The sequence below is a fragment of the Allomuricauda sp. ANG21 genome, assembly GCF_040705235.1.
Classification (GTDB): Bacteria; Bacteroidota; Bacteroidia; order Flavobacteriales; family Flavobacteriaceae; genus Flagellimonas; species Flagellimonas marina.
Genome location: NZ_JBFCVT010000001.1, coordinates 330,786 through 354,826 on the forward strand (window position 1 = coordinate 330,786; position 24,041 = coordinate 354,826).

Annotated in this window: 24 protein-coding genes; 5 read left to right on the forward strand and 19 right to left on the reverse strand. The window is 41.0% G+C overall.

Going from position 1 to position 24,041, the window contains the following annotated elements:
• Window positions 1-9: 9 nt before the first annotated feature.
• The 3 genes from AB1A65_RS01610 to AB1A65_RS01620 all read right to left on the reverse strand — a co-directional run bounded on the left by AB1A65_RS01610 (window position 10) and on the right by AB1A65_RS01620 (window position 3,333).
• On the reverse strand, window positions 10-525 hold the full coding sequence (locus tag AB1A65_RS01610) for a gamma carbonic anhydrase family protein (protein ID WP_366584946.1): 516 nt from the start codon (window positions 523-525) through the stop codon (window positions 10-12).
• Between the two features lie 88 nt (window positions 526-613).
• A complete protein-coding gene (locus AB1A65_RS01615) occupies window positions 614-1,345 on the reverse strand; it encodes a LytTR family DNA-binding domain-containing protein (RefSeq protein WP_366584948.1) in 732 nt (243 codons plus the stop codon).
• Window positions 1,345-3,333 carry a histidine kinase gene (locus AB1A65_RS01620; RefSeq protein WP_366584950.1) on the reverse strand — a complete coding sequence of 663 codons (1,989 nt, stop codon included), beginning with the start codon at window positions 3,331-3,333 and terminating at the stop codon, window positions 1,345-1,347. Before AB1A65_RS01620 ends, AB1A65_RS01615 begins: the two co-directional genes overlap by 1 nt.
• 209 nt (window positions 3,334-3,542) lie before the next feature.
• Between AB1A65_RS01620 and AB1A65_RS01625 the strand changes: the two genes are divergently transcribed.
• Window positions 3,543-4,712, forward strand: coding sequence for a VWA domain-containing protein (locus AB1A65_RS01625; protein ID WP_366584952.1), 1,170 nt, complete (start codon window positions 3,543-3,545; stop codon window positions 4,710-4,712).
• A gap of 57 nt (window positions 4,713-4,769) precedes the next feature.
• Here the strand turns inward: AB1A65_RS01625 and AB1A65_RS01630 are convergent, their stop codons facing one another.
• A complete protein-coding gene (locus AB1A65_RS01630) occupies window positions 4,770-5,765 on the reverse strand; it encodes a type IX secretion system membrane protein PorP/SprF (protein ID WP_366584954.1) in 996 nt (331 codons plus the stop codon).
• A 127-nt stretch (window positions 5,766-5,892) separates the two neighbouring features.
• Here AB1A65_RS01630 and AB1A65_RS01635 point away from each other — a divergent pair, with 127 nt between their 5' ends.
• The 4 genes from AB1A65_RS01635 (at window position 5,893) to AB1A65_RS01650 (ending at window position 10,141) form a co-directional block, all read left to right on the forward strand.
• Window positions 5,893-6,789 carry a NifU family protein gene (locus AB1A65_RS01635; RefSeq protein WP_366585240.1) on the forward strand — a complete coding sequence of 299 codons (897 nt, stop codon included), beginning with the start codon at window positions 5,893-5,895 and terminating at the stop codon, window positions 6,787-6,789.
• Between the two features lie 70 nt (window positions 6,790-6,859).
• Window positions 6,860-7,060, forward strand: coding sequence for a dodecin family protein (locus AB1A65_RS01640; RefSeq protein WP_366584956.1), 201 nt, complete (start codon window positions 6,860-6,862; stop codon window positions 7,058-7,060).
• Between the two features lie 63 nt (window positions 7,061-7,123).
• Window positions 7,124-9,238, forward strand: coding sequence for a thioredoxin domain-containing protein (locus tag AB1A65_RS01645; protein ID WP_366584958.1), 2,115 nt, complete (start codon window positions 7,124-7,126; stop codon window positions 9,236-9,238).
• A 78-nt stretch (window positions 9,239-9,316) separates the two neighbouring features.
• Complete coding sequence (locus AB1A65_RS01650) at window positions 9,317-10,141, forward strand: mechanosensitive ion channel domain-containing protein (protein WP_366584960.1); 825 nt, start codon at window positions 9,317-9,319, stop codon at window positions 10,139-10,141.
• Here the strand turns inward: AB1A65_RS01650 and tsaB are convergent.
• The 15 genes from tsaB to AB1A65_RS01725 form a co-directional block, all read right to left on the reverse strand.
• Complete coding sequence (tsaB, locus tag AB1A65_RS01655; protein ID WP_366584962.1) at window positions 10,131-10,814, reverse strand: tRNA (adenosine(37)-N6)-threonylcarbamoyltransferase complex dimerization subunit type 1 TsaB; 684 nt, start codon at window positions 10,812-10,814, stop codon at window positions 10,131-10,133. The two genes, AB1A65_RS01650 and tsaB, sit on opposite strands and share 11 nt — an antisense overlap.
• 16 nt (window positions 10,815-10,830) lie before the next feature.
• The gene (locus tag AB1A65_RS01660) at window positions 10,831-12,177 is read right to left on the reverse strand and encodes a TolC family protein (protein ID WP_366584964.1); all 1,347 of its coding nucleotides are present in this window, start codon (window positions 12,175-12,177) and stop codon (window positions 10,831-10,833) included.
• 47 nt (window positions 12,178-12,224) lie between these two features.
• Window positions 12,225-13,358 (reverse strand): efflux RND transporter periplasmic adaptor subunit, encoded by a 1,134-nt coding sequence (locus AB1A65_RS01665; RefSeq protein WP_366584966.1) that lies wholly within the window; start codon window positions 13,356-13,358, stop codon window positions 12,225-12,227.
• 23 nt (window positions 13,359-13,381) lie between these two features.
• Window positions 13,382-14,644, reverse strand: a complete 1,263-nt coding sequence (locus tag AB1A65_RS01670) for an ABC transporter permease (RefSeq protein WP_366584968.1) — start codon at window positions 14,642-14,644, stop codon at window positions 13,382-13,384.
• 1 nt (window position 14,645) lies between these two features.
• A complete protein-coding gene (locus tag AB1A65_RS01675; RefSeq protein ID WP_366584970.1) occupies window positions 14,646-15,875 on the reverse strand; it encodes an ABC transporter permease in 1,230 nt (409 codons plus the stop codon).
• A complete protein-coding gene (locus AB1A65_RS01680; protein WP_366584972.1) occupies window positions 15,868-16,569 on the reverse strand; it encodes an ABC transporter ATP-binding protein in 702 nt (233 codons plus the stop codon). The genes AB1A65_RS01675 and AB1A65_RS01680 overlap by 8 nt, the downstream gene beginning before the upstream one ends.
• Before the next feature lie 102 nt (window positions 16,570-16,671).
• Window positions 16,672-17,781 (reverse strand): efflux RND transporter periplasmic adaptor subunit, encoded by a 1,110-nt coding sequence (locus tag AB1A65_RS01685; protein ID WP_366584974.1) that lies wholly within the window; start codon window positions 17,779-17,781, stop codon window positions 16,672-16,674.
• A 35-nt stretch (window positions 17,782-17,816) separates the two neighbouring features.
• A complete protein-coding gene (locus tag AB1A65_RS01690; RefSeq protein WP_366584976.1) occupies window positions 17,817-19,073 on the reverse strand; it encodes an ABC transporter permease in 1,257 nt (418 codons plus the stop codon).
• A gap of 14 nt (window positions 19,074-19,087) precedes the next feature.
• A complete protein-coding gene (locus AB1A65_RS01695; RefSeq protein WP_366584978.1) occupies window positions 19,088-20,332 on the reverse strand; it encodes an ABC transporter permease in 1,245 nt (414 codons plus the stop codon).
• Between the two features lie 101 nt (window positions 20,333-20,433).
• Window positions 20,434-20,646 carry a hypothetical protein gene (locus AB1A65_RS01700; RefSeq protein ID WP_366584980.1) on the reverse strand — a complete coding sequence of 71 codons (213 nt, stop codon included), beginning with the start codon at window positions 20,644-20,646 and terminating at the stop codon, window positions 20,434-20,436.
• A gap of 13 nt (window positions 20,647-20,659) precedes the next feature.
• Window positions 20,660-21,184 carry a DUF420 domain-containing protein gene (locus AB1A65_RS01705; RefSeq protein ID WP_366584982.1) on the reverse strand — a complete coding sequence of 175 codons (525 nt, stop codon included), beginning with the start codon at window positions 21,182-21,184 and terminating at the stop codon, window positions 20,660-20,662.
• Window positions 21,184-21,927 (reverse strand): SCO family protein, encoded by a 744-nt coding sequence (locus AB1A65_RS01710; RefSeq protein ID WP_366584984.1) that lies wholly within the window; start codon window positions 21,925-21,927, stop codon window positions 21,184-21,186. Before AB1A65_RS01710 ends, AB1A65_RS01705 begins: the two co-directional genes overlap by 1 nt.
• Window positions 21,908-22,540, reverse strand: a complete 633-nt coding sequence (locus AB1A65_RS01715) for a hypothetical protein (protein WP_366584986.1) — start codon at window positions 22,538-22,540, stop codon at window positions 21,908-21,910. The genes AB1A65_RS01710 and AB1A65_RS01715 overlap by 20 nt, the downstream gene beginning before the upstream one ends.
• Window positions 22,541-22,609: 69 nt before the next feature.
• On the reverse strand, window positions 22,610-22,993 hold the full coding sequence (locus AB1A65_RS01720) for a cytochrome C oxidase subunit IV family protein (protein ID WP_366584988.1): 384 nt from the start codon (window positions 22,991-22,993) through the stop codon (window positions 22,610-22,612).
• 17 nt (window positions 22,994-23,010) lie between these two features.
• The gene (locus AB1A65_RS01725; protein WP_366584990.1) at window positions 23,011-23,985 is read right to left on the reverse strand and encodes a cytochrome c oxidase subunit 3; all 975 of its coding nucleotides are present in this window, start codon (window positions 23,983-23,985) and stop codon (window positions 23,011-23,013) included.
• Window positions 23,986-24,041: the final 56 nt, after the last annotated feature.

The window sequence follows — 24,041 nt, forward strand, 5'->3', positions numbered from 1 at the left end:
ATTGAGTTCTTAATCTTCCTTGAACCAACTGGAATACATTACATAATTGTTGGCAATTCGGTCTATCTCCCCAGAACTCAACTCTGGACTGATATCTTTGATCTTTTTGGCAGGCATTCCGGCATAAATACTGCCAGCCTCTACATGGGTTCCTTGGGTCACAACAGCACCAGCGGCGATAATGGAATTGCTTTCCACCACGCAATCATCCATAATAATACTACCCATGCCCACCAATATATTATCTTTTAGGGTACAACCATGCACAATGGCATTATGGCCAATGGAAACGTTGTTTCCTATAATTGTGGGTGATTTTTGATAGGTACAATGAATCACGGCGCCGTCCTGCACGTTTACCTTATTCCCCATTTTAATGTAATGCACATCGCCACGGATTACGGCATTGAACCACACACTGCACTGGTCGCCCATGGTCACATCACCCACAATGGTGGCATTTTCGGCAATAAAGCAATCTTTTCCTATTTCTGGGGATTTACCTTTTACGGATTTCAGTATCATATTTTTATTATTCGAATCAATTCATTTATTCTGCTTTAAGCCATTCTAAACCGTTCCTTCGACTTCGCTCAGGAACCTGTTTTATGGCCTACTGAAAATACGACAATAGTTCAGCTTTTTTGGAGGCAGAAACGGACAATTCCTTACCATTTGAAAGTATCACGCTGCCGCCCTTGCCTTTCTTATATTTGACCACTTCAGCCACATTTACCAAATAGGATTTGTGTATTCTGGCAAAGGCATAGCCTTGAAGGGCTTCTTCAAAATATTTTAGTGTCTTGCTCACCAAAATCTTTTTGTGCTCCAAATAGATTTCTGTGTAATTGTCATCAGCCTTACAGAAAAAAATATCACCTACATCCAACACTTGAAACCCATCTTGTTGTGGTAATGTTATTTTCCCTTCAGCCTTAAAGGGCGTAGTTTTTAACACCTGACCTTCCAACGCATTTTCTTTTTCCTTGACGGTCTTTACGTAATCCACCGCTTTGATCAATTCATCAATATTGATGGGTTTCATCAAATAATAAGCGGCGTGATGGTTAAGGGCATCCATGGCGTATTGATTGTATGCCGTTACAAAAATAGCCTCAAACGTTCGGTCTGGAATCTTGTCCAACAAATCAAACGCGTTACCAAAAGGCATTTCCACATCCAAAAATACCACATCGGGCCGGTGCTTTTTAATCAATGTGATTCCTTCTTCAATGTGCGCGGCTTCACCCAACAATTTGAGACCATTACAATATTTGCTGATATAATTTCGAAGGATTTCCCGGCTATTGGCCTCATCCTCCACTATAATCACCCGCAGTTCCATTAGTCTTTTTTTAGCTTTAGGGTCACCTTGGTCCCTGTTTGGTCTTCGTTTAGGTTTGCAATGGACACATCCACCTTATTTTTGTACATATTGTTGAGGATTTGTATGCGCTTTTTTATGTTGCCCATTCCTTTGGATTTTTGTTTTTTCTGATTGCTGGTCTTCAACTCAGCCGATTTTTTTCTCCCGATACCATTGTCCATAATTGTAATCTCCAATAAGGTGTCGGTGAGTTGTTTTAGGTTGATTTTCAAGAATCCCTTTTCTTCCTTATATCGCAACCCGTGCCAAATAGCGTTTTCAATATAGGGCTGCAGAAGCATTGGCGGAATCTGAAATGCATCCACATCCACTTGCTCATCAATATTGATACTGTAATCGAACTTGTCCGAAAAACGGGAATGTTCCAGTTTTACATATAACTCCAAAAGTTCCAATTCTTTTGAGAGCAGAATAAAATCCTCCTCTGAATTTTCCAACACGCTGCGCATCAACACAGAGAATTCACTTAAAAACCGATTAGCGCTTCTTTCATCGCTCTTGGCAATAAAATTGTTCACTGAATTGAGTGCATTGAAAATAAAATGTGGGTTCATTTGGGTTCGCAGGGACTTCAAGGCCAAAAGGTTGTTAGCCAACTTTTGTTGTCGATTGCTGCGATAGTACAACAAAGCGGTCAATGCAGTGAGTAAAATCCCGAAGACCAAGGAATAGATTATCCATTTTTGACGTTTGCTGGTCTCTTCAAAAAGTTGCTGTTCAGTAACCGCCAAACTATATTTACTTTGGTTGAGTTCACGCTCTTGTTCCAAGCTTGAAATTCGATTTTGTGTGTTGGCAATTTCTCTATTAAAACGAGCTGCTTGTGAAAGCTCCTGTTCCTTTCTAACATATAGGCTGTCCACCACGGCAACGTAATCTTGATAAGATTCCAGGGCCTTTGTAAAATCCCCTTTGTTTCTATAGACTTCTGAGAGTTGCCTAGTGGCATCCTTTTGCACAATCAAATCGTCCTCTTCATCGGCTTCCACAATACTTTTTTCCAAATAAGGTATGGCCTCATCCAGCTTATCTTGTGCAATGTAGGCATTGGCTATTTTGTAATTGATACGCTGGGAAGTGATCGTATCCGATACTGAAACCCCTCGACTTTCCACACTTACCTTGGATTGGGGCAACTGTTGTAACTCGTTCAGGCTTTTTTTGCGCAATTGAATTTCATCATCATACCGGTTCTTTTGATTATAGAAATCTGCGACTCGCTCACTTTCTTGAATCAATCGCTCCGGAGCTACCCTTTTGGAAAGGTTTAGACTATTTTGATAAAAACCCTCCGCTTCAACCACCCTATTTTCACTGGCATAGGTATCGGCTATCTTTGAGTTGAGGTCGATGACCTTTGGAGATATCTGGTTTTTTTCCGCTACTCGTAGCCCTTCTTGGTAAAATTCCTGTGCCCGTCTTGGATTGGACATACCAATGTTCGCATCGCCCATGGCTTCATAAAGTTCCACCCGCCGATAGGGCACCATGTTCTTTACGTCGAGCAAAGGAGACAAAGTGGTCTCGGCCTTTTCAAACTCCCCGTGCAACACATAGGTTTTGCCCAAAAGGAGTTTTGTTTTGTTGGAAGGACTGGCAGCAAGCGCATCCTTAAAATTGGTGATGGCCAAGTCATATTGCTTGTGATACATGTAGATCTCTCCCAACACCGTGAGTGAACTGGACAATTCTCTCTTATTACCCAACGCATCCAAGGATTCCATTGACTGGGCAATAAAATCGATGCTTTTTTCCAAATCTGACTTTTTGTAAATGTTGGCGGAGTCCAAGAATCGTTGATGAGCCTGTGCTGTACTTAAACCGGCTCTATTCTCTTTCTTTGCAGTTCCCAAGACTTTATTTGAGGTACGCTTGCCCTCTTCCTGAGCAACACCTGTATATGCCAGAATCAAAAAAAAGAATGCTATGAGTTTTCCTTTGGCCATATATTCCTATACTACATAGTAAACTTACTTCATCCCAAGCGTATTAAAAAATGGTGCAGCTTCAAATAACGGGCCAAAACAACTCTTTTTTCCGCCTTTACACAATCAATTGTACCACTTGCTCACTGTAGATGACCGTTCCCTCATTTTGGATTTTTATTGAAAAAAGTTGCAGGTACTTTTAGCACATCATTCTAAAAAATTGAACCATGAAATATTTGAAACATCTATTCGGAACAGTACTTTTTATAATCGTAACGGGAACATCCTACGGTTGTAATCTAAAAGCCAAAGAACCCAATAACACAGCCTTGATTTCTAAACCCATTTCTGAAAAACCAGCAAAACAATATGTGAAGATTGCCTTATTGTTGGACACCAGTAACAGCATGGATGGACTCATAAATCAAGCGAAAGCGCAACTTTGGGATATTGTAAATGAATTCACCCATGCTAAATGTGGCAATGACGTTAGACCATCTCTTGAAATTGCCCTTTATGAATATGGAAACGACAATCTTTCCTCTCGCGAAGGGTATATAAGACAGGTCATAGGTTTTAGCAATGATTTGGATGAGATTTCTGAAAAATTGTTTTCCCTGACCACCAATGGCGGTGAAGAATATTGTGGTGAGGTGATTCAAACCTCCCTGAAACAGTTGGATTGGGGTAAAAATGCCGATGACCTTAAAATGATCTTTATTGCGGGCAATGAACCCTTTACCCAAGGCAAACTCAACTATAAGGATGCCGCACACAACGCCAAGGAAAAGGATGTCATTGTAAATACCATTTTCTGTGGGAATTACGAACAAGGCATTTCCACCATGTGGAAAAATGGAGCGACATTGACCGGTGGGGACTATATGGCCATTGACCACAACAGACAGGTGGTCCACATCAACACTCCCTATGATGACGTCATCATTCGTTTGAACTCCAAATTGAACAACACCTATATTTCCTACGGAAGTTTGGGGAGGCAAAAGAAAGCCCTGCAAAGTGTTCAGGATAGCAATGCAGCAGAAATGGAAGCCGCTGTAGCGGTAAAAAGGTCGGTCAGCAAAAGTTCAAGATTGTATAAGAACTCACAGTGGGATTTAGTGGATGCCATTGAAGACGACGAGGAAATCCTGTCAGAATTGAAGGAAGAGGAACTTCCCCAAGAACTCCAAGGAAAATCGGAAAGTGAGATAAAGACCTATGTAAACAAGAAAAAAGCGGAGCGCGAGGATATTCAAAATCAAATCCAAGAGCTAAATGTCAAGCGCGAAGCCTATATTGCCAAGCATCAAAAAGAAGAAACGGGAGAATTGGAAAATGCCTTGTTGAGTGCCATAAAAACACAGGCTTCCAAGAAAAATTACACCTGGGATTAGACTTAGGTTGTTGTGTTGAACAGTGAAAGATGGTCCATCCCAAACGATGGGCCATTTTTAGTTGTTGGCAGCCGGACAATAACAATCGTAACGTTTGCCTTGATCGCTCTGTCCAAAATCGTACCCCAAGGTAATCTGATGGAAACCACCATTATCAAAACGGATGTCCCCAGATTGGTAGGAATAGTTATAGGAAAACAAAAATCGATTGACGTTAACACCAATGATTGGGGTGAACAATTGCAATCGCTGCTCCCCAAAACCACCATTGGTCTGAAATTGGGCTCCATCAAAACTTCTTCGGTAGGATAATCCTCCCCAAACCGTCCCAAAACTTACGTCTTTATATACCTTCGCATTCAAATCGATGGTCTTTTCTTTGGTAAAATCAGTCATTTGAAACAAAATGGAGGGCTCAATCCGAGTGCTCCTCCCAAATACATATCCTACTGACAGCAAATACCTCCTTAAATTGTCAAACTCGGCAGCGGTGTACAAATCTCGCCCACTTCCCAGAACGTTCAAGATGGCGGCATGGGCGTAAAACTCGAAAAGGTTATATGAAGCTCCCAGGTCCACGTTAAAATAACTGGTCGTGTTTTTTACTCCAGTTACTGCCGGGTCGGGAATGACCGACCTGAACTCGGTTTCATCCAAACTGCTCAGAATGACACCTGCACTCAAACCAAAAGATAACTGGTTCAAGGTTCTAAAATCTCCAGCCAGCTGCAAATGGTGTGCATACGTCGCCTTAAATCCGGTTTGCGAATGATACCCATTGGCGTCGTTGAAAATAATACCTCCAACCCCGCTCCGTGAGCCTACACGAGAATTCATGTTAAACGTCTGCAAACTGGGCGCTTCGTCCACGTTGAACCACTGTTTTCTGGCAGTAAGACGAATTTTGGTTCCTTCGGCAATCCCTGCCATGGATGGGTACACCAAGTAATAGTTGTCCGACAGGTAATCAAAATAAACCGGAATACCTTCTTGAGCCTTGGCTGCTAGCCCAAAAAACAGGCTGATGATGATTGAGGTTAGGTAGCGTCTCATGTGACGATTTTGGGCTATGATTGAGGTTTAAGTACAATTAAACAATAAGATAACGGTTGATGCACCACATTATTATATTTTTTGCAACGCATCCTAACTATTGGTATTTTTGCAGGAAAGATTAGCCATGAAAGAATATAATATCACCATAGTTGCCACCAACAATCCAAAAATAATAAAATTGGAAGCCAACCATTTCTTGGTAAAGGGCAATTATGAATACAAAAATATAGATGAAGCCAAGAACTCCCCCTTGGCGCAACAGCTCTTTTACCTACCGTTCATTAAAACGGTTTACATCTCTGGAAACTTCATTGCTCTGGAGCGATATGATATTGTGGAATGGGAAGACGTAAAGGATGAAGTTGCCCAGCAATTGGTAGAATATCTCAATGCCGGTGAACCTGTGGTTCATGAGGAATTGACCCAGAAAAAGGAACCTGTTACCGTATACGCCGAGGTCACCCCCAACCCGGCCGCCATGAAATTTGTGTGCAACAAACGCATTGTACCCAGTACGTACGAGTTTAAAAATATTGATGAGGCCAAGGATTCACCTTTGGCCCAAGCACTTTTCCAGTTTCCCTTTGTGAAAGAGGTGTTTTTTGATGAAAACTACATCTCCGTTCTAAAATACGAAGTGGCCGAATGGGAGGAAATTACTATGCAAGTTCGTGAGTTTATCCGAGATTTTCTAGGGGATGGCAAAGAAGTGATTTCTGCTGAGGCCATTCAAAAAACCAAAGAAAGTGCAGAAAAAAGTGCTACGCAGATACAGTACGATGACACCTCACAACAGATCATTGATATTTTGGAGGAATATGTAAAGCCTGCCGTGGCCAGTGATGGTGGAAATATCATGTTCCAATCGTATGAAGAAGAAAGCCGAACGGTTAGTGTCATACTCCAAGGTGCCTGTAGCGGTTGTCCATCATCAACCTTTACCCTAAAAAATGGCATTGAGACTATGCTTAAAAATATGATGGGTGATAAAATTAGAGAAGTTGTTGCGCTCAACGGCTGATTTTTAAGGTATTCTTACCACTATTGTGGTCAATTTTTGTTAAATTGAATAAATTTAAAAATCACTACCCATGGCAGTTTTAAAAGTAATTGAAGTATTGGCAAATTCCGATAAAAGCTGGGAAGATGCAACTAAAAATGCATTGGACCAAGCCACTAAATCGGTTAAAAATATTCGTTCCGTCTATATCAACGAGCAGAGTGCCACGGTTAAGGACGGAAAAATCGATAATTATCGAGTTAACGTTAAAATTACCTTTGAGGTGAAATAACCCAAGGGCAATGCCAAGATAGCGCCCTTATTGGGCGCTTTTTTTATGTTCAAAAAGAAAACTATGCTGAAAAGAACCATCATTTTATTGGTTTTACCCTTTTTCTTCCTTGGTTGTAACCAAAAACCCGACAAAGTGACCCACAAACATACCAACGCTTTAATCAACGAGACAAGTCCTTACCTTTTACAACATGCCCATAATCCTGTAAACTGGGAAGCATGGAGCCCAGAAGTGCTTGAACGTGCCCAAAAGGAGGACAAACCCCTTCTTATCAGTATTGGTTATGCGGCCTGCCATTGGTGTCATGTTATGGAAAAAGAGTGCTTTGAAGACGAGGAAGTGGCCCAAATGATGAACGAGAATTTCATCAATATAAAAATAGATCGTGAAGAACGTCCCGATGTGGACCAAATCTATATGGATGCTATCCAGATGATGTCCGGCAACGGGGGCTGGCCCCTTAATATTGTGGCATTGCCCGACGGAAGGCCTTTCTGGGGCGCAACCTATGTCCCTAAGGACAATTGGGTAAAATCCCTTCAACAATTGACGGAGCTCTACAAAAATGATAGGTCGAGGGTCACCCAGTATGCCGCTGACCTTGCCAATGGCATTCATGCCATCAACTTAGTGGAAAATGCAACGGATTCTGATTTTTATAATCTGGACCAATTGGGCGCTGCCGTTACCAACTGGTCGCAATATTTTGACTCGTTTTTAGGAGGATATAAACGTGCCCCTAAATTTATGATGCCCAATAATTGGGACTTTTTGCTGCACTACGCCACCGCAAACAACAAACCTGAGCTTTTAGAGCAAGTCAATACCACTCTGCAAAGAATGGCCTATGGAGGTATCTACGATCATGTGGGTGGCGGCTTTTCCAGATATGCCGTGGATACTACCTGGCACGTGCCCCATTTTGAAAAGATGCTCTATGACAATGGGCAATTGGCCAGTTTGTATGCAAAAGCCTATGCCGTTACTAAAAATGAAATGTACAAGGAGGTGGTTGATGAGACCATCGGATTTGTACAAGAAGAACTTTGGGATGAAAATGGAGGTTTTTATTCGTCATTGGATGCCGACAGTTTAAACGACGAAGGCGAACTGGAAGAGGGTGCCTATTACGTTTGGACCAAAGAAGAATTACAGCTGCTTTTGGGCGAGGATTACAGCATTTTTGAGGCTTATTTCAATATCAATTCCTATGGTTTATGGGAAGAAGGTAATTATGTGCTCATCAAGGATAAGTCCGATGCAGAAATCGCTGAAAAATTCAATATTTCGGTTTCCGAACTGAAGACCAAAATGGAAAATGCCCTTGGTATTTTGAAAAAAGAACGAGCAAAACGTGCCAAACCCAGATTGGATGATAAAATCCTGACCTCTTGGAATGGATTGATGCTTAAAGGGTTGGTAGATGCCCATCGATATTTGGGCAATGATGAATACCTTGACATGGCCCTGAAAAATGCAAAATTCATTGAAACAGAAATGATCAAGGATGACCATTCACTTTTTCGAAATCATAAAGAAGGAAAAAGTAGCATCAATGCCTTTTTGGAGGATTACGCCTCTGTCATTGAAGCGTATTTGGCGCTTTACGAGGTGACTTTTGATGAAAAATGGCTCAACCATTCCAAAAAACTGTTGGATTATACCAAGGTTCATTTTATGGATTCAGAATCAGGGATGTTCTTCTTTACTTCGGATGAGGACCACTCCTTGATTCGAAGAAGCATTGAAACCAATGATAATGTCATATCGGCTTCGAATTCCATTATGGCCAAAAACTTGCTGAAATTTCATAAACTATACCCTGATGAGGATTATGGGGACATTGCAAAGCAAATGGTCATTAACGTGCAAAAGGATTTTGACACGAGTGCGCAAGGGTTTGCCAATTGGCTGCATGTGGTTTTGTATGAAAATCAAAACTTTTACGAAGTTGCCATAGTGGGTGAAAATTATAAAGAACTCGGCAAACAAGTTGCCCGTAATTATTTGCCCAACAGTATTTTGGTGGGCTCCAAAGAGAAAGGCAAACTTGAGCTTTTGGAAAATAGATATGTGCCTGGTGCCACTTTGGCTTACGTCTGTATTGAAGGTACCTGTAAATTGCCCGTGACTACTGCAGAGGAGGTTTTACAGCAAATTAAATCATTCAAGTAAAGGTTAACATTTGTTTAAATAGGTATTCTTGAATTTTATAAAATTTTCAATTAAGTTATCACAAAACAAAAAAGAGTTATGGACGAATTTAAAAATTACGAAGAGTATATTGATAAAGGTATTGAATTGGTCATAGGGGTTTTGCCGAATATTGTTTTGGCCATCCTTACTTTTTTTATTGGTTTATGGGTCATTCGATTTATAAATAAACTGATTAAAAGGTTTTTCGAGAAAAAGGATTATGACGAAACCTTGGAAACCTTTTTACAAAGTTTCTTTAGTATTGCCTTAAAAGCATTGCTCTTTGTACTTGTAATTACCCAACTTGGTGTACAGGCTTCTTCACTCGTGGCCATAGTGGGTGCTGCCGGTTTGGCCATTGGTTTGGCCCTGCAAGGTTCTCTCGCCAATTTCGCCGGAGGGGTGCTTATTTTAATTTTCAAACCTTTTAAAGTTGGGGATTGGATATCCGCACAAGGGGTTGACGGAGCCGTAAAGGAAATCTCCATTTTTAACACTAGGATAAATACTTTTGGCAATCAAGTGGCCATTATACCAAACGGGCAGTTGTCCAACGGGAATATTATCAATTATAACATGGAGAACAATCGCCGGGACAAAATTGATATAGGGATTGGCTACGGCTCAAATATAAAAGAGGCGAAAGACATTCTTCTACAAATCTGTGCGGATAATGAAAACATCCTTAAAGAGCCTGCTCCAGAAGTGTACGTAGGCGCTTTGGCGGACAGCTCGGTTAATTTGACCTTACGGTTTTGGGCGGCCAATGAAGTATTTTGGCCTGCACATTTTTATGTAATGGAACAGACAAAATTACGCTTTGATGCTGCTGGAATTGAGATTCCTTTCCCACAACGGGTTATGCATCAAGTTAAAAACTAGGCTTTTTTTTAGATTGGATTACAAAATCCTTTAGGTAATACGGTTCAAAATACGCCACATCTTCAAACTGGCCCTTCTTGTACTTTTCAAAGGCAATTGGGGCCATTTCTTTTGCAGATGGCACTATGGACGCATCAAATTTAAATTTGGGGTGTGTGAGCACATCTTTGCACTTTGCAGCACCACTACCTACCACATGTACTTTATGTTCGGAAACATAGTCGGCAAAAGAATTTTCATCGATAATTTCCGCTCGCGTCTCACTGATTTTTTCGAACTGATGATTGAATACAGTTGAATAGACCTCCATTCTTCGGGCATCCAAAACCGGAATGACCAACTCCCCTTCTTCCAATTGCACCTGATGCGCCATACTTTCCAAGGTAGGTATCGAAATCAATGGTACATCCAACGAAAAACACAATCCCTTGGCTGCGGAAACCCCTATCCGAAGCCCGGTATAGGAACCTGGCCCTTTACTAATGGCAATGGCATTCAGGTCTGAAAATGACAAAGAAGCCTCTTGTAAGACTTCTTTGATAAATACGTGTAATTGCTCGGAGTGGGAATAGTTTACCGCATTGTTTTCCTTTAGGAGAATAACTTCACTTCCTTTGGAAATACATACCGAACAATTGGTTGTTGCTGTTTCTAAATTGAGTAATAGGGCCATAGTGGCCACAAATATACTAGTTTAAAGAAATGGGAAGACCAAAGTAAAACTCCAAAATTTTCAATCGGAAGATATAATCATATTTGGTACGGATTACATCGGCCTGCGCATTGTCCACCCTTGCTTGTGCCTGGCTAAAATCAAAAGCGTTCATTAAGCCTACATCATAACGTTCCTTGGCATATTCATAGGCCAATCTACGTGCCTCCAAAGTCTTTTCCGCGGCTTCATAGGCTTTTTCAAAAGTGTTTACATCCACATAGGCCTGCTGAATATTGGTTTCCAAATCCAGTTTTGTCTGTTCCAACTGCAATTTGGCTCTTTCCAAACTTATTTGGGACCGTTTAACATTGTTCTTGGTGCTCCATCCATTAAAAACAGGCACATTTAATTGCGCTCCGTAGGAGATACCATCAAAAATCCAAAGTTGATCCGTGAAATTGGGGGTATAGGGCCCATTGGCCCCTGGAATCTGGGTCACATCGGAATACCGTGTTCCATATTGGAAAAAGGCAGATAGTGTAGGATAATACGCTCCCTTTGCAATTTTTAGGTCTTCTTCGGCCAAATCCACATTGGACTCTGAAAACTTGATATCATTTCTAAAAGACAGTGCCTTATCAAAAATTACTTTTGCGGAATTATCCAAAATGTCTGAAGGTGGAATCAAAAACTCTTCTTCAGCTATATCAAAATTCTCGTAATCGGTTATTTGAAGCAATTGCGCCAAATTTACTCGGGATATAAGTACCATTCCCTCCCCATTCACAATCTGTTGTTGTTGTGTGGCCGCAGTCGCTTCGATCTCCAGTAAATCCCCTCGGGGCAGTACGCCGGATTCCACCAACTCCTTGGTACGGTTGAGTTCTTGCTCCGTAACTGCGTATTGCGCCCTGAAGGTCTTTAATTGTTCTTTGCTTGAAAGCACCTGCAAGTACGCATTGGCCACGCTCAACCGAATATCATCTTTTAGATCATCCAACCGATATTGGTTGGCTATGGCGTTGATTTTGGCCCTATTTATCTGGTGCAAATTTCGCAAACCATCGAACAGGGTAACGTTGGAACTAAGTCCCATGTTAACGTTTAAGGCTGTTTGGTTTGTGGGCAGGTTATTCGTTGGATTAATGGAGAAACCCGTATTGCTCGATATGGATGTTGACCCATTGAGATTGGGAAGTAAATTTCCCAACGCATCTGACTTATCGATTATGGCATTCTCTAAATCCAATTCAAACTGCTCTATTGTTAAATTGTTCTCCACTGCATATTCCACACATTCCTGCAGGGTCCATTTGCGCATTTGCGCATTGGAAATACAAATGGCGAAAAGCAATAGAAAGGTCGTAATACTACGTTTCATTCGTTTTTTGATTTGTCGTTTTTTGATTTCGGTTTCTGGTTGATTCATTAGCTATTGGAATCTTCATCGCCTTTCTTAATAGGCTCGGTTTTGTTCCAATGTTTTACTTTATCTTCCTTAGTAAGTCCAGATAAAACTTCCACATTCACTCCATCTGAAATGCCAGTCTCAATATCCCTTCTTTCAAACTTTTGCTCTTCCACTGAACCAACCGCTACTTCTACATAAGGCTTATCCGTTTCCTTGTCGAATTGCAATACTGCTTCGGGTATCACAAGAATGCTATCTTTCTTCTCCAAAACAATGGAGGCGTTGGCACTATAGCCCGCGCGAATGAACACATCATCTTTTTCCTCTACATCGCCTTCAATCTTAAATTGAACAGCTCCTGTCTCTTCTATACCTTTTGGTGCAATAAACTTTAATTTGGCATCTAACTCCACATCTTCAACGGCTCCCAAACTTATTTTTAATGGGGTTCCTACTTTTAGTTTTCCTACCTCTCCTTCATCTACTTTTCCTTCAAAAATCATTTTACCCAAATCCGCAATGGAAGCGATGGTAGTGCCATCATTAAAGTTATTACTTTGGATTACTTGGTCTCCTTCTTCCACAGGAATCTCCAGAATTGTACCATCAACAGTGGCCCTGATATTGGTGTTTGCACTTGAAGAACCTCCAGCCGACCCCCTACGTATAATTTGGTAGTCTGCCCTGGCATTTTCCAATTCTTGTTTAGCTTGATTATACGTCAGTTGTTGGTTGTTAAAATCCTGACTGGATATAACCCCTTTATCAAAAAGTGCTTTGTTTCTGTCGTACTCAATTTTGGCATTATTCAAGGCGAGCTCCGCATTTCTTACTCTACCACTGGCTTGATTCAATGATTGTTCATTGGGAACCACCTTAATTACTGCAATGAGGTCACCAGCCTGAACCTTGGCCCCTTCTTCCAAATAAATCTTTTCTATGATTCCTGAAATTTGAGGTTTTATTTCAATTTCATCTTCTGGAACAACCTTACCCGTAGCCACTGTCTTCTTTTCAATGCTGGAAACGAAGGGTTGACTAGTCTCATATGTAATAGCAGATTTACTGTTCGATTTAATAAAGAAAACAGCGGCCCAAAGTGCACCTAGCACCAATACTCCTATTAAAATATATTTTACAATTTTGTTCATTATAAGTGTTTATTAAACGGTTGTTATTCTTCTCTTAATGCATCTATTGGTCTTATGCTAACTGCGCGTTGCGCTGGAATTAATCCAATCAAGGTTCCTAACACCACCATTATCAAAAGTGCACCCAGAACATAAGGAATTGGTACTGTGGGATTGGCATATGGGAAATCTAAATCCTTGGTGAGATTGTTTATTATAGACAATACACCTGCACCCAAAATTATACCCATAATCCCTGCAACCATGGTAAGAAAAACAGATTCCAAAATAATCTGGGAACGTACTTCCCTGGGAGTTGCTCCAAGGGCTCTTCTCACACCCAACTCCTTGGTTCGCTCCTTTACTGATATCAGCAAGATATTTCCAATACCAATTACCCCTGCCAATATGGTTGCAATACCCACAATTAAGCTCAAGAATGTCATTCCCTTGGCAAAACCCGAAACCCTGGTAAACATCTCCCCCAGATTAAAGGAACCAAATGCTCTTTCATCCTCTGGATTAACCCTATGAATGTTTCTAAGCAAGGCCTTTACATCTTTTTCTACTTGAACCACGTCTACATCGTCATAAGCGGCTATACAGAAATAATCTACATTGTCACCAGTATTATATAGTTTCCTAAACGTTGAGAAAGGAATAAAAATAGCAGCATCACTGTCAAAGCTTACACCTTGCGATAGTTTATGAATTCCTACCACTTGAAAATAAACGTCCCCAATTCTAATGAATTCACCAATTGGGTCTTCATCCTTTTCAAAAAGCTCTTGAACGTTTCGTTCTCCAATAACACAGACTTTCCTGGCTTGTTTAATATCCTCATCATTAATGAACCTTCCGCCATCAAAAATTTGTTTTGTTGCTATTCTGGTATAAACTGGATAATCACCATTAACAGGATATGAACCGGACTTTTGTCCTCGTACCGTAAAAACGGGATCGGTCCCAAAATTTCCTAAAGTAATCCTAGGAGCAATATTGTTGATCTCAGGTATTCTATTTTCCAATTTAGCAACATCCCCCAATTTTAACTGCATGGGTCGGCCCGTCTTAAACCCTTCGTAGGGCATGCTTGTACTTTGCCCCCAAACGAACATGCTGTTCATGGAAACACTTTCAAAGACTTTTTCAAAACCATTGTCCATTCCCTTGGCTGCACCTGACAATGCTATGTAGATAAAGATTCCCCATAATACACCTATGATAGTGATAATGGTCCTTGTCCTATTCTTACCGATAGAACCGAATATTTCTTGCCAAGTATTTCTGTCGAAAATAAACTTCATATCATTCGTCCCTTAGCGCTACGATTGGTTTTATTCTAGCTGCCCTTCTAGCAGGTATGTATCCGGCCAATCCGCCAAAAAAAACCAATACTATGGTGGCGAAGACAGCAGTGCCCATATTTATGAAAGGATTCGTGATAAAATAGTCCTTTAGCGTATCACCCAAGGAACTTAACATCCCTACACCAATAACCATACCTACAACTCCAGATATTGTAGTTATGAAAATAGACTCTAAAAGTATAGTTCCTATTACGGATTTAGGTGTAGCGCCCAAAGCCTTTCGTATCCCTATCTCCTTGGTGCGCTCCTTCACTACAAATACCATGATATTGCTGATACCAATAATACCTGCAATTATGGTCCCAAAAGCCACAAAAGCCACAATTATCTGCAAAACTCCAGCAAACTGTTGGTTTTGCTTTAGTTGATCGGCTACATTTCTAATAAAGAAACCCCGTTGATCATTGGGATCAATAAATTTCTTTTCCCGTATAAAGTCTCCGAGCTTTTTCTCAAAAGCCATGGCCCCGTTATATCCTATTTCAGGTTTAAACCCTATTACAATTTGATCTATCTTATCCGTATTCTTTTCTATTAACTGTCTTGTTGTATAGGGAATGTAGATTCTTCTTTCCTCATCATCCCCTGCATCATCTTGAAAAACACCTATGACTTTAAACGCACTTCCGGTAACATCTATGTACTTCCCCAAGGCATTTTCATTTTTGAACAAATCTTTTTCCACCAGCCTCCCAATTACAGCATATTTGGCCTTTTCTTTGATATCTTCTTGATTAAGATATCTGCCTTTCATAATAATTGTCTTTTCTGCAAATTGATAGGATTCACTAACCCCTCTTGTGGTATAATTATTAGATTCATTTTTGTACTTAACCATTCCACCTCTGTCCACTCGTGGAGAAATATATTCTACAAATAATGGAAAATACTCCTCAATGTCGGTCAAGTCTGAATTATCAAATTCAATTTGTCTATTGGATTTATATCCTTTATAAGGCTTGGAAGTCCTACCAGGAAATACAAAAAAGGTATTGGTGGCATCGTCTTCAAAAAAATCATTGAAGGTATTTATGAGCCCATTCCCAAAACCATAGAGAACAACAAATATTAAAATGCCCAAAGCCACAGTAAAACCAGAAAGGAAAGTCCTTACCTTATTTTTCTGAATGGTTTCGAATATCTCTTTCCAGTTGTCCCGATCAAACATGCTGTCCCGCCCTTACTTGTTTTATTTTTTTATCCTCAACAATAACACCGTCCTTTAGGTGCACAATACGCTTGCACATATGCGCAATATCCTCTTCGTGGGTCACCACCAAAATGGTGTTGCCTTCATCATTGATTTTTTGGATCAAATCCATGACCTCATAGGAAGTTGTGCTGTCCAAAGCACCGGTAGGCTCATCCGCCAAAAGCACTTTGGGCTCCGCAGCCATGGCCCTAGCTATGGCCACCCGTTGTTTTTGACCACCAGACAGCTCGCTGGGAAGGTGGTTGGCCCATGGTTTTAGTCCAACCCTTTCCAAATACTGCATGGCTTTTTCCTGACGTTCTTTTCGGGGTACTTTTTGATAATATAGAGGGAGCGCCACGTTCTCTAAGGCACTTTTGTAATTGATAAGGTTAAAGGATTGAAAAATAAATCCCAAGAATTTGTTTCGGTATTGAGCCGCCTTGGTTTCACTTAAATTTTTAATGGGAACTCCATCCAAGGTATATTCGCCAGAATCTGCTCCGTCCAACATTCCCAATATGTTCAACAACGTTGATTTTCCCGATCCCGAAGATCCCATTATGGCCACAAGCTCCCCATCATCTACCTTGAAGTTTATCCCTTTTAGAACATGAAGGGAATTGCTCCCCATTTTATAGGACTTGTGAAGATCTTTGATTTCTATCATGATTGGTTATGTTAGCTATCTAATTTTTAACTTCTGCATGTAAGACATACAAGTTGTTAAATTGTTACAAGATAGTGTTGAAATTTTATGTTAAATGATTACTTAATTTGAAGGATCTTCCTCTATGGCGTTCCAAACTTTTACTTTGTCATTGGCATTGACACCCGATTTAACCTCTACGTAAATTCCGTCGCTAACACCCAACTCCACGTCCCTGCGTTCAAATTTTTGTTCCGAAGTCTCCACTTCCACAAAGGGTGCTTTGGTGTCATCATCAAACTGGACCAAAGCTTCCTTTACAGCCAAAACGCTGTCGGCCCGTGCCAAAATAATAGAAGCATTTGCACTCAGCCCAGCTCTGATGAAAGTGGTATCCAGTTTTTTCAAGCTGCCTTTTATCTCAAATTGAATGGCCCCGTTTTCTTCTTTCCCTTTGGGAGCGATGTAATCCAAGACGGCATCAAAAACTTTATTTTCAATGGCACCAACCGTAATTTCCAGGGGCAGATCTTCTTTTATTTTCCCCACTTCGGATTCATCCACCTTACCTTCAAAAATCATTTTGTCCACATCTGCAATGGCGGCAATGGTGGTTCCTTCATTAAAATTATTGGCTTCAATGACCTGATTCCCCACCTCAACAGGAACTTCAAGTACCATTCCGCTTACTGTGGCCTTGATTAAAGTGTTGGCCGCACTGCTGAGACCACTTGTGGTTCCGGTCTGGACAATATCGTAGCGTTTATTGGCCGCTCCATACGACTGCTTCGCCTGATCGTAGGATACTTGTGCACGCTCTAAATCCGTTTTGGAGATAACGCCCTTATTAAAAAGTGTCAACTGGCGCTCATAGTTTCGTTTTTGATCATCCAAATTAATTTTGGCCTCATCAATGGCATTTCTGGCATCGTTTAAAGCGGAAAGATTGGGCACCACCTTTATTTTGGCCAAAAGGTCGCCTGATTTCACGTAATCACCTCCCTCAACATAAATTTCTTCAATCACTCCCGAAATGTTGGGTTTGATCAATACTTCCTCCAAAGGAAGAATACTTCCTGTGGCCACTGCCTTTTTTACAATGGTCTGGGTGGATAGCGTTTCGGTTTCGTACACCACGGGATCCTCCGCATTTTTTGAGTACAAATAGTACATAGAGCCCCCGAATACGATCACAATGAGCAACAGGATGATAATGGTTACCGATTTTTTCATTTTTATCTAACTAATTTTGATTGATTTGATTTTGTTTATTCTGTTCGTAATGCTTCAATGGGCCGTACCCTAATGGCACTTTGCGCCGGAATGAATCCTGCCAAAAGACCGGATATCATCAGTATGAGCAATGCACCGCTTACAACCCCGACACTAACACTGGGATTCATGAACATATCCACTGGTCCTACACTTTCCAACAGAGAGTTGATTCCATAAATGATCAGGGAACCTAAAATAATCCCCACCATACCTGATATGATGGTAAGAAAAATGGATTCCATGAGAATCTGTTTTTTGATGGACCAAGGCTGTTCCCCCAATGCCCTCCGAATTCCAATTTCCTTGGTGCGTTCCTTAACAACTATCAGCATAATATTACTGACCCCGATGATTCCAGAAAGCAAAACCATGATTCCAACTATATAAGCCACACCTTTTAGCGCACCGAAAAGGCTTTCCACTCGGTTGTATTGTTCGTAAAGGTCAAAATAACCTATGGCGCGATTATCCTCTGGATGTACCTTATGCCTTTCCTTCATGACTTGGACAATCTTTTCCTTCAATTGGGATATGGAGCTTCCATCTTTGGCCGTTATGGCCATCCACCCCACATCTTCACCTCTATTGAACGCTTGCGAGAATGAGGTAAAGGGCACAAAAATTTCCTTTTGTCCTTCTTCCCCTCCTCCGCTGTTGTTCTTTTTATACGTTCCAATGACCATGAAATTGACCCCCTGAATCTTGATATAGGTTCCCAAAACCTCTTCGTCCCGATCGTAAAGGTCATTTTTGACCCCTTGGCCAATGATGGCCACTTTTCGCTTCTCTTTAATATCATTGAAGTTTAAAAAACGACCGGATGTTACCGTCATGGGGTCTTGGTTGATAATCTCTGGGTAGTCTCCATACACACTATAGGCTCCAGTTCTAATTCCACGTACCACATTGTTGGACCCCCGGAATCCGCCCAATTGGTTTCTGGGTGAGATGAATCGCAGATTGGGAACATTATCTTGGATGGCTTGCACATCACTGATCTTGAATTCAAAACTCCTTCCCTTGGGAAGCCCCTCATAAGGTTTGGTCGTGGCTCTGGTCCACATGAACATGGTGTTGGTGGCTGTATCCCCAAAATCTTGCTTGATACCATTTTCGAGCCCCTTCCCAGCTGCCAGCAATACTATTAGGATAAAGATACCCCAGCAAACTCCAAAAGCCGTGAATATGGTACGCCACACATTGGTGGTAAGGACTTCCAATATTTCGCGCCATCTGTCTCTATTGAACATGGTAAAAACTCTTTTTATTCATCTCGCAGTGATTCTATGACCTGAACCCGAGCCGCCCTCCAAGCTGGCACAAATCCAGCCAAGGTTCCTGCCAAAATCAATACAAGCACAGTAGCAAAGGCCACGTTAAAGTTTACAGAGGGGTTCTTCACATAGTCAATCTCAACATGTGGACCCACCAATTCCAATAAAGCCATACTAAAAATGAGACCGGCAAAGCCAGAAATAGCGGTCACAAAAATGGATTCGTGCAAAATCATGGCAATGATGGACCAAGGCTTTGCCCCCAAGGCTTTACGAATTCCTATCTCTCTAGTACGTTCCTTAACTACGATCAGCATAATATTACTTACCCCTACAACTCCGGCAATAATGGTACAAATGCCCACAAACCAAAAAAAGAGTTTAATGTTGTTGGTAAGTCCGTAATAGCGCTTGGCTTCCTCCAAGGCACTCCAAACTTCCACCGCACCTGTATCATCCGGGGCTATGGTATGTGCCTGTTGAATATATTGTCTGAGATTATTTTTAAAGGTGATGGATTGTGCCACAGCTTCATCAAAATTTTCAACTGGTGGAAGGGTGTACGACATATTACTTACCCTATCGCCTCCATTAAAAACACGTTGGGCCGTTGTGATCGGGATGTAGATTACTTCCTCCTCGCGATCTTCCATTTCATTGAATACTCCTACAATCTTGAAGGGAATCCCAGAAATATCGATGAACTCCCCAATGGGTGAATCCACTTCATTGAAAACATCTTTCTTGATTTTATTCCCGATGATGGCCACCTTTCCTGTGGAAACTTCATCTTGGTAATTGATAAATCGTCCTTCTACCATGGAGGCATTATCAATGAATTGAAAATCTGGGCCCACACCCTGTACCCCATAGATCAATGCCTCCTTGCCATAATTTACGCTAATACCACCAACATATATTCGAGCAGATTCATGTTCAATGGTCTCGTTGAACATGGCACTGACCTTTTCAAAGTTTTCGTTGACCAATTGAATGCGTCGCCCTGGGTTGAGACCCTTATATTCTTTGGAGGTCACTCCCGGCCAAATCCAAACACTGGTAGAGGCGTCTTGCTCAAATTCATGTTCAATGCCATTTCGCATACCCTGCCCAAAACCCAATAAAATTACAAGAATGAAGATGCCGGAGGCTACGGAAAGTCCAGTTAAAAAGGTACGAAGCTTGTTCTTTCGGATGGTGTCAAATATTTCTTGCCACCGTTCAATATCGAACATAGGTCAGTGTTTTGATTGATGAAGTACGCATGCGTACAGTTATAGGACTTCATCAAATTGAGTTTGTTACACTTTTGAGAAAGAAATTTTCCCAAAAATTTTCATCCTCTCATTCTCCGGTAAATAAAATAGAAGAGACCGGCCACCAAAATATACGGAATGGCCATAAGATATACAATACCGTTGTTGATGCCTTCCGCTGTACTTCCATCAGCTTCACTTTCCACTACCGCCCTGCACATGGCACATTGGGCCTCCATGGTATATGGAAAAATTAATATAAGTAGTGTAATCAAGAAAAGTTTAGTCTTCATACTATTTGTGCTATTAATAGTACGGTGAAATCATGATATAGACAATAACGCCCGTAACTGCCACATAAAGCCAAATGGGGAAGGTATATTTGGCCCATAGCCGATGACTTTCAAAATCATCCAAATACACTTTTGAGTAGGTAATCAAAACCAAAGGAATCACCGATATAGAAAGTACAATGTGTGTCATCAAAATAAAATAATACACATATTTAATGTTTCCCTCTCCTCCATAAAGTGTAGTCTCGGAAGTCATATGATAGGCCACATACATGACCAAAAACAAGGCTGACAAAAAGATGCAAGTGGTCATGAGCTTTTCGTGCAAAGCCCTCCTTCCGTTTTTAATTGCAATTACGGCCACTACCAACAAAATTGCGGTAATACCGTTTATAGTTGCATAAATAGGCGGTAAAAAGGTTAGAGGTTCCGAATTCGGTATTTTGTATGCAAACAATAATGCTACAACCAACGGAATCGCCACGGAGGTCACCGTAATCCACTTATTAATTCTCTTTTCCTTGATTGAATCTTCCATTATTCTGCCAGCAATTTTTTAATGTCCTCTTTTAATATGGTAATCTGCTGAGCTTCGCCATCCGCGTTTACCCCTTGTTTTTCTGTAATGGTACCTCTGTAATATATCAGTGGGTTGCCATATTGGTCTTCGCGCGAGCGAATATACCCATTTTTATCGATCAGGGCGAACATGCCAGAGTGCTCAAACCCGCCAGGGGCATCCTCGTCCTCATTGGCCAAAATATAGAATCCCTCTCGTGCCAGTTCATAGATTTTTTCCTGATTTCCTGTCAAGAAGTGCCAATCCTTATCTGTGACACCATATTTTTCTGCATACCTTTTTAGCACAGACGGTGTATCATATCTGGGGTTGATGGTAAAGGATGCCACACCAAATTCCTCATTATCCTTGAAGGTGTTTTGTAATTCCACCAAATTTTGGGTCATTATTGGGCAAATGGTTGGGCATGTTGTGAAGAAAAATTCTACCACATACACTTTTCCCAAATAGTCTTCATTGGTGACCAATATGCTATCCTGATCTAGAAATTGAAATTCGGGCACTTTTCGTTTTTTACCTTGGTTTACTACAAAACCCACCTTGTTTTGCCCTGCCGCCATACTCATACGGTCGTTTTCCACCACAGTGCCACTTTTGACCCTTTTGGTAATTTCATAGACGGCGAAAATCCCAAAAACCAAAATAATCGCTGATACCCAAACGTAGGTATATTTTTTCTTGTTATTTGATCCTGTCGGCATTGTTCTTTTTTAAAGCGAGACGATATTCAGCCAAAATTATTTTGACATCATCCTCCATTTTATTGTTGAGTTCCGCAACTGATGTTGTATTGAACCCAAATTTGACACCTTCATCCTCATCGTCATTTCTTCCTCTTAGGTTACGGTCTTTGTCTATGATGAACACATAAGGTGTGTAAAGATCAGCGTCTAATGTGATGTCTGTTTTCAGTTCTTGGAAAAATACACGTATAGCTTCTTTGCTTCCAAGGGCAAAATTCCACCTTTGGTCATCGGAGAGCTCACTGAGTTCCTCCCGAAGTGGTTCGATTTGGCTTTTGCTTTCTTCTGGCACCACCATAACTATCTGAAAATCTTGAAACTCACTAAAACGCTTGTAGATTTTTTGGTTCAGGTTGAAGGCATTGCCTTTTTTACCTTCCACATCACTCCCCAAAAAGCCCAAGATGGTAATTTTTCCATCCAATGTGACTGAGGAATCCACCTGTGAAATATCAGGGACATTCTCGGTAAGTGTGGGCAATTTTCCAAAGTTGTTGACCCCTGAGGCAAAAAACAGATAGGCCACCAATGGAAAGATGAAGAGAACCACTAAAACAAAGGTCTTTTTCATAACATTATAAGCCTTGCAAAAATAAAAAAAGACGGTTGAAAAACCGTCTTTTACTATCTTAAATCCTGTTTAGAAATTCCAAGCTACAAAGCCTTCCTTAAAGACGTTGTAAATGTAATCCGCCTCAAAAAGAAGGATGAATATTAAATAGCAGACCAAGAATATTGGGGTCCAAACTATTGCTCTTCTCAAGGAACTCTTCTCATCACGCAAGTGCATAAAGTCCCACGCAATGTAATAGGCTTTCACCAATGTAAGGATAATGAATATCCAGTTTAAGAGCTTCATGCCTATGAAATAGTTGTGCGTCAAAAACCGTGGCTTGGTGATACCTAAAGCAACTTCAACAGCCGTTACAATGGAAAGGAATATCAACACACCCCAAATTTTCTGGGTGTTCGACTTAAACTTTACCAGTCCTCTAAAAATCTCAAGTTTATGCTCGTGTGCCATTTATCTAATCAATGTTTTTATACCAAATAAAAGAATGTAAATACGAATACCCATACCAAATCCACAAAGTGCCAGTACAGACCCACTTTCTCCACCATTTCATAATGTCCTCTGCGCTCGTAGGTACCGAGAATAACATTAAAGAATATGATTATGTTGATCACTACTCCAGAGAATACGTGGAATCCGTGGAACCCTGTGATAAAGAAGAAAAAATCTGCGAAAAGGCGGCTACCGTATTCATTATGGATAAGGTTTGCACCTTCAACGACTTGTGAGGCGTCCAATAATTTGGCCAAAGATTCTTCCCTGTTCAAAAGGGTTTTCTCACCTTCTTCATTGATTGTTTCAGTTCGGATAAGAATATTTGGTGTGGTCTTGAATCCTTCCACCACCTCATTCAAGGAGAATGAAGTTTTGTACCCTTCTTGCTCAAACCAAATGCCCTCACTCTTCAAATGTTTTATCCGTTCTTCTGGAAGTGTAGTGGCAAAATCAGCCAATGCCGCTCTTTCACCAGTCTCTGCATTTACAAATTGTAGGATACGACCTCCTTTGGTTTCAACCGCTCCAAAATCTCCTTTAATAAAGGTAGCCCATTCCCATGCTTGTGAACCAACGAAAATGGCACCTCCAATAATGGTCAGGAACATGTAGAGAATAACACTGTTTTGTTTCATTTTATGTCCTGCATCCACAGCCAATACCATGGTCACGGAGGACATAATCAAAATAAAGGTCATAAAGGCCACATAGTACATGGGATAATTTCCATGGAAAAAGGGTACGTGGGTAAATACCTCATCGGCAATGGGCCAAGTCTCAATGAACTTAAACCTGGAAAAGCCGTACGACACCAAAAACCCAGAAAAGGTCAAGGCATCCGAGACAATAAAAAACCACATCATCATTTTTCCATAGCTAGCGCCGAGTGGTCTATTTCCGCCTCCCCAAACGCTGTCTTCTGTACCGGTAGTCACCGTTGTATCCATATAAAAAGGTCGTTTTAGTAAAACTTTCACAAATTTACACCTTTTGACGTATTCAA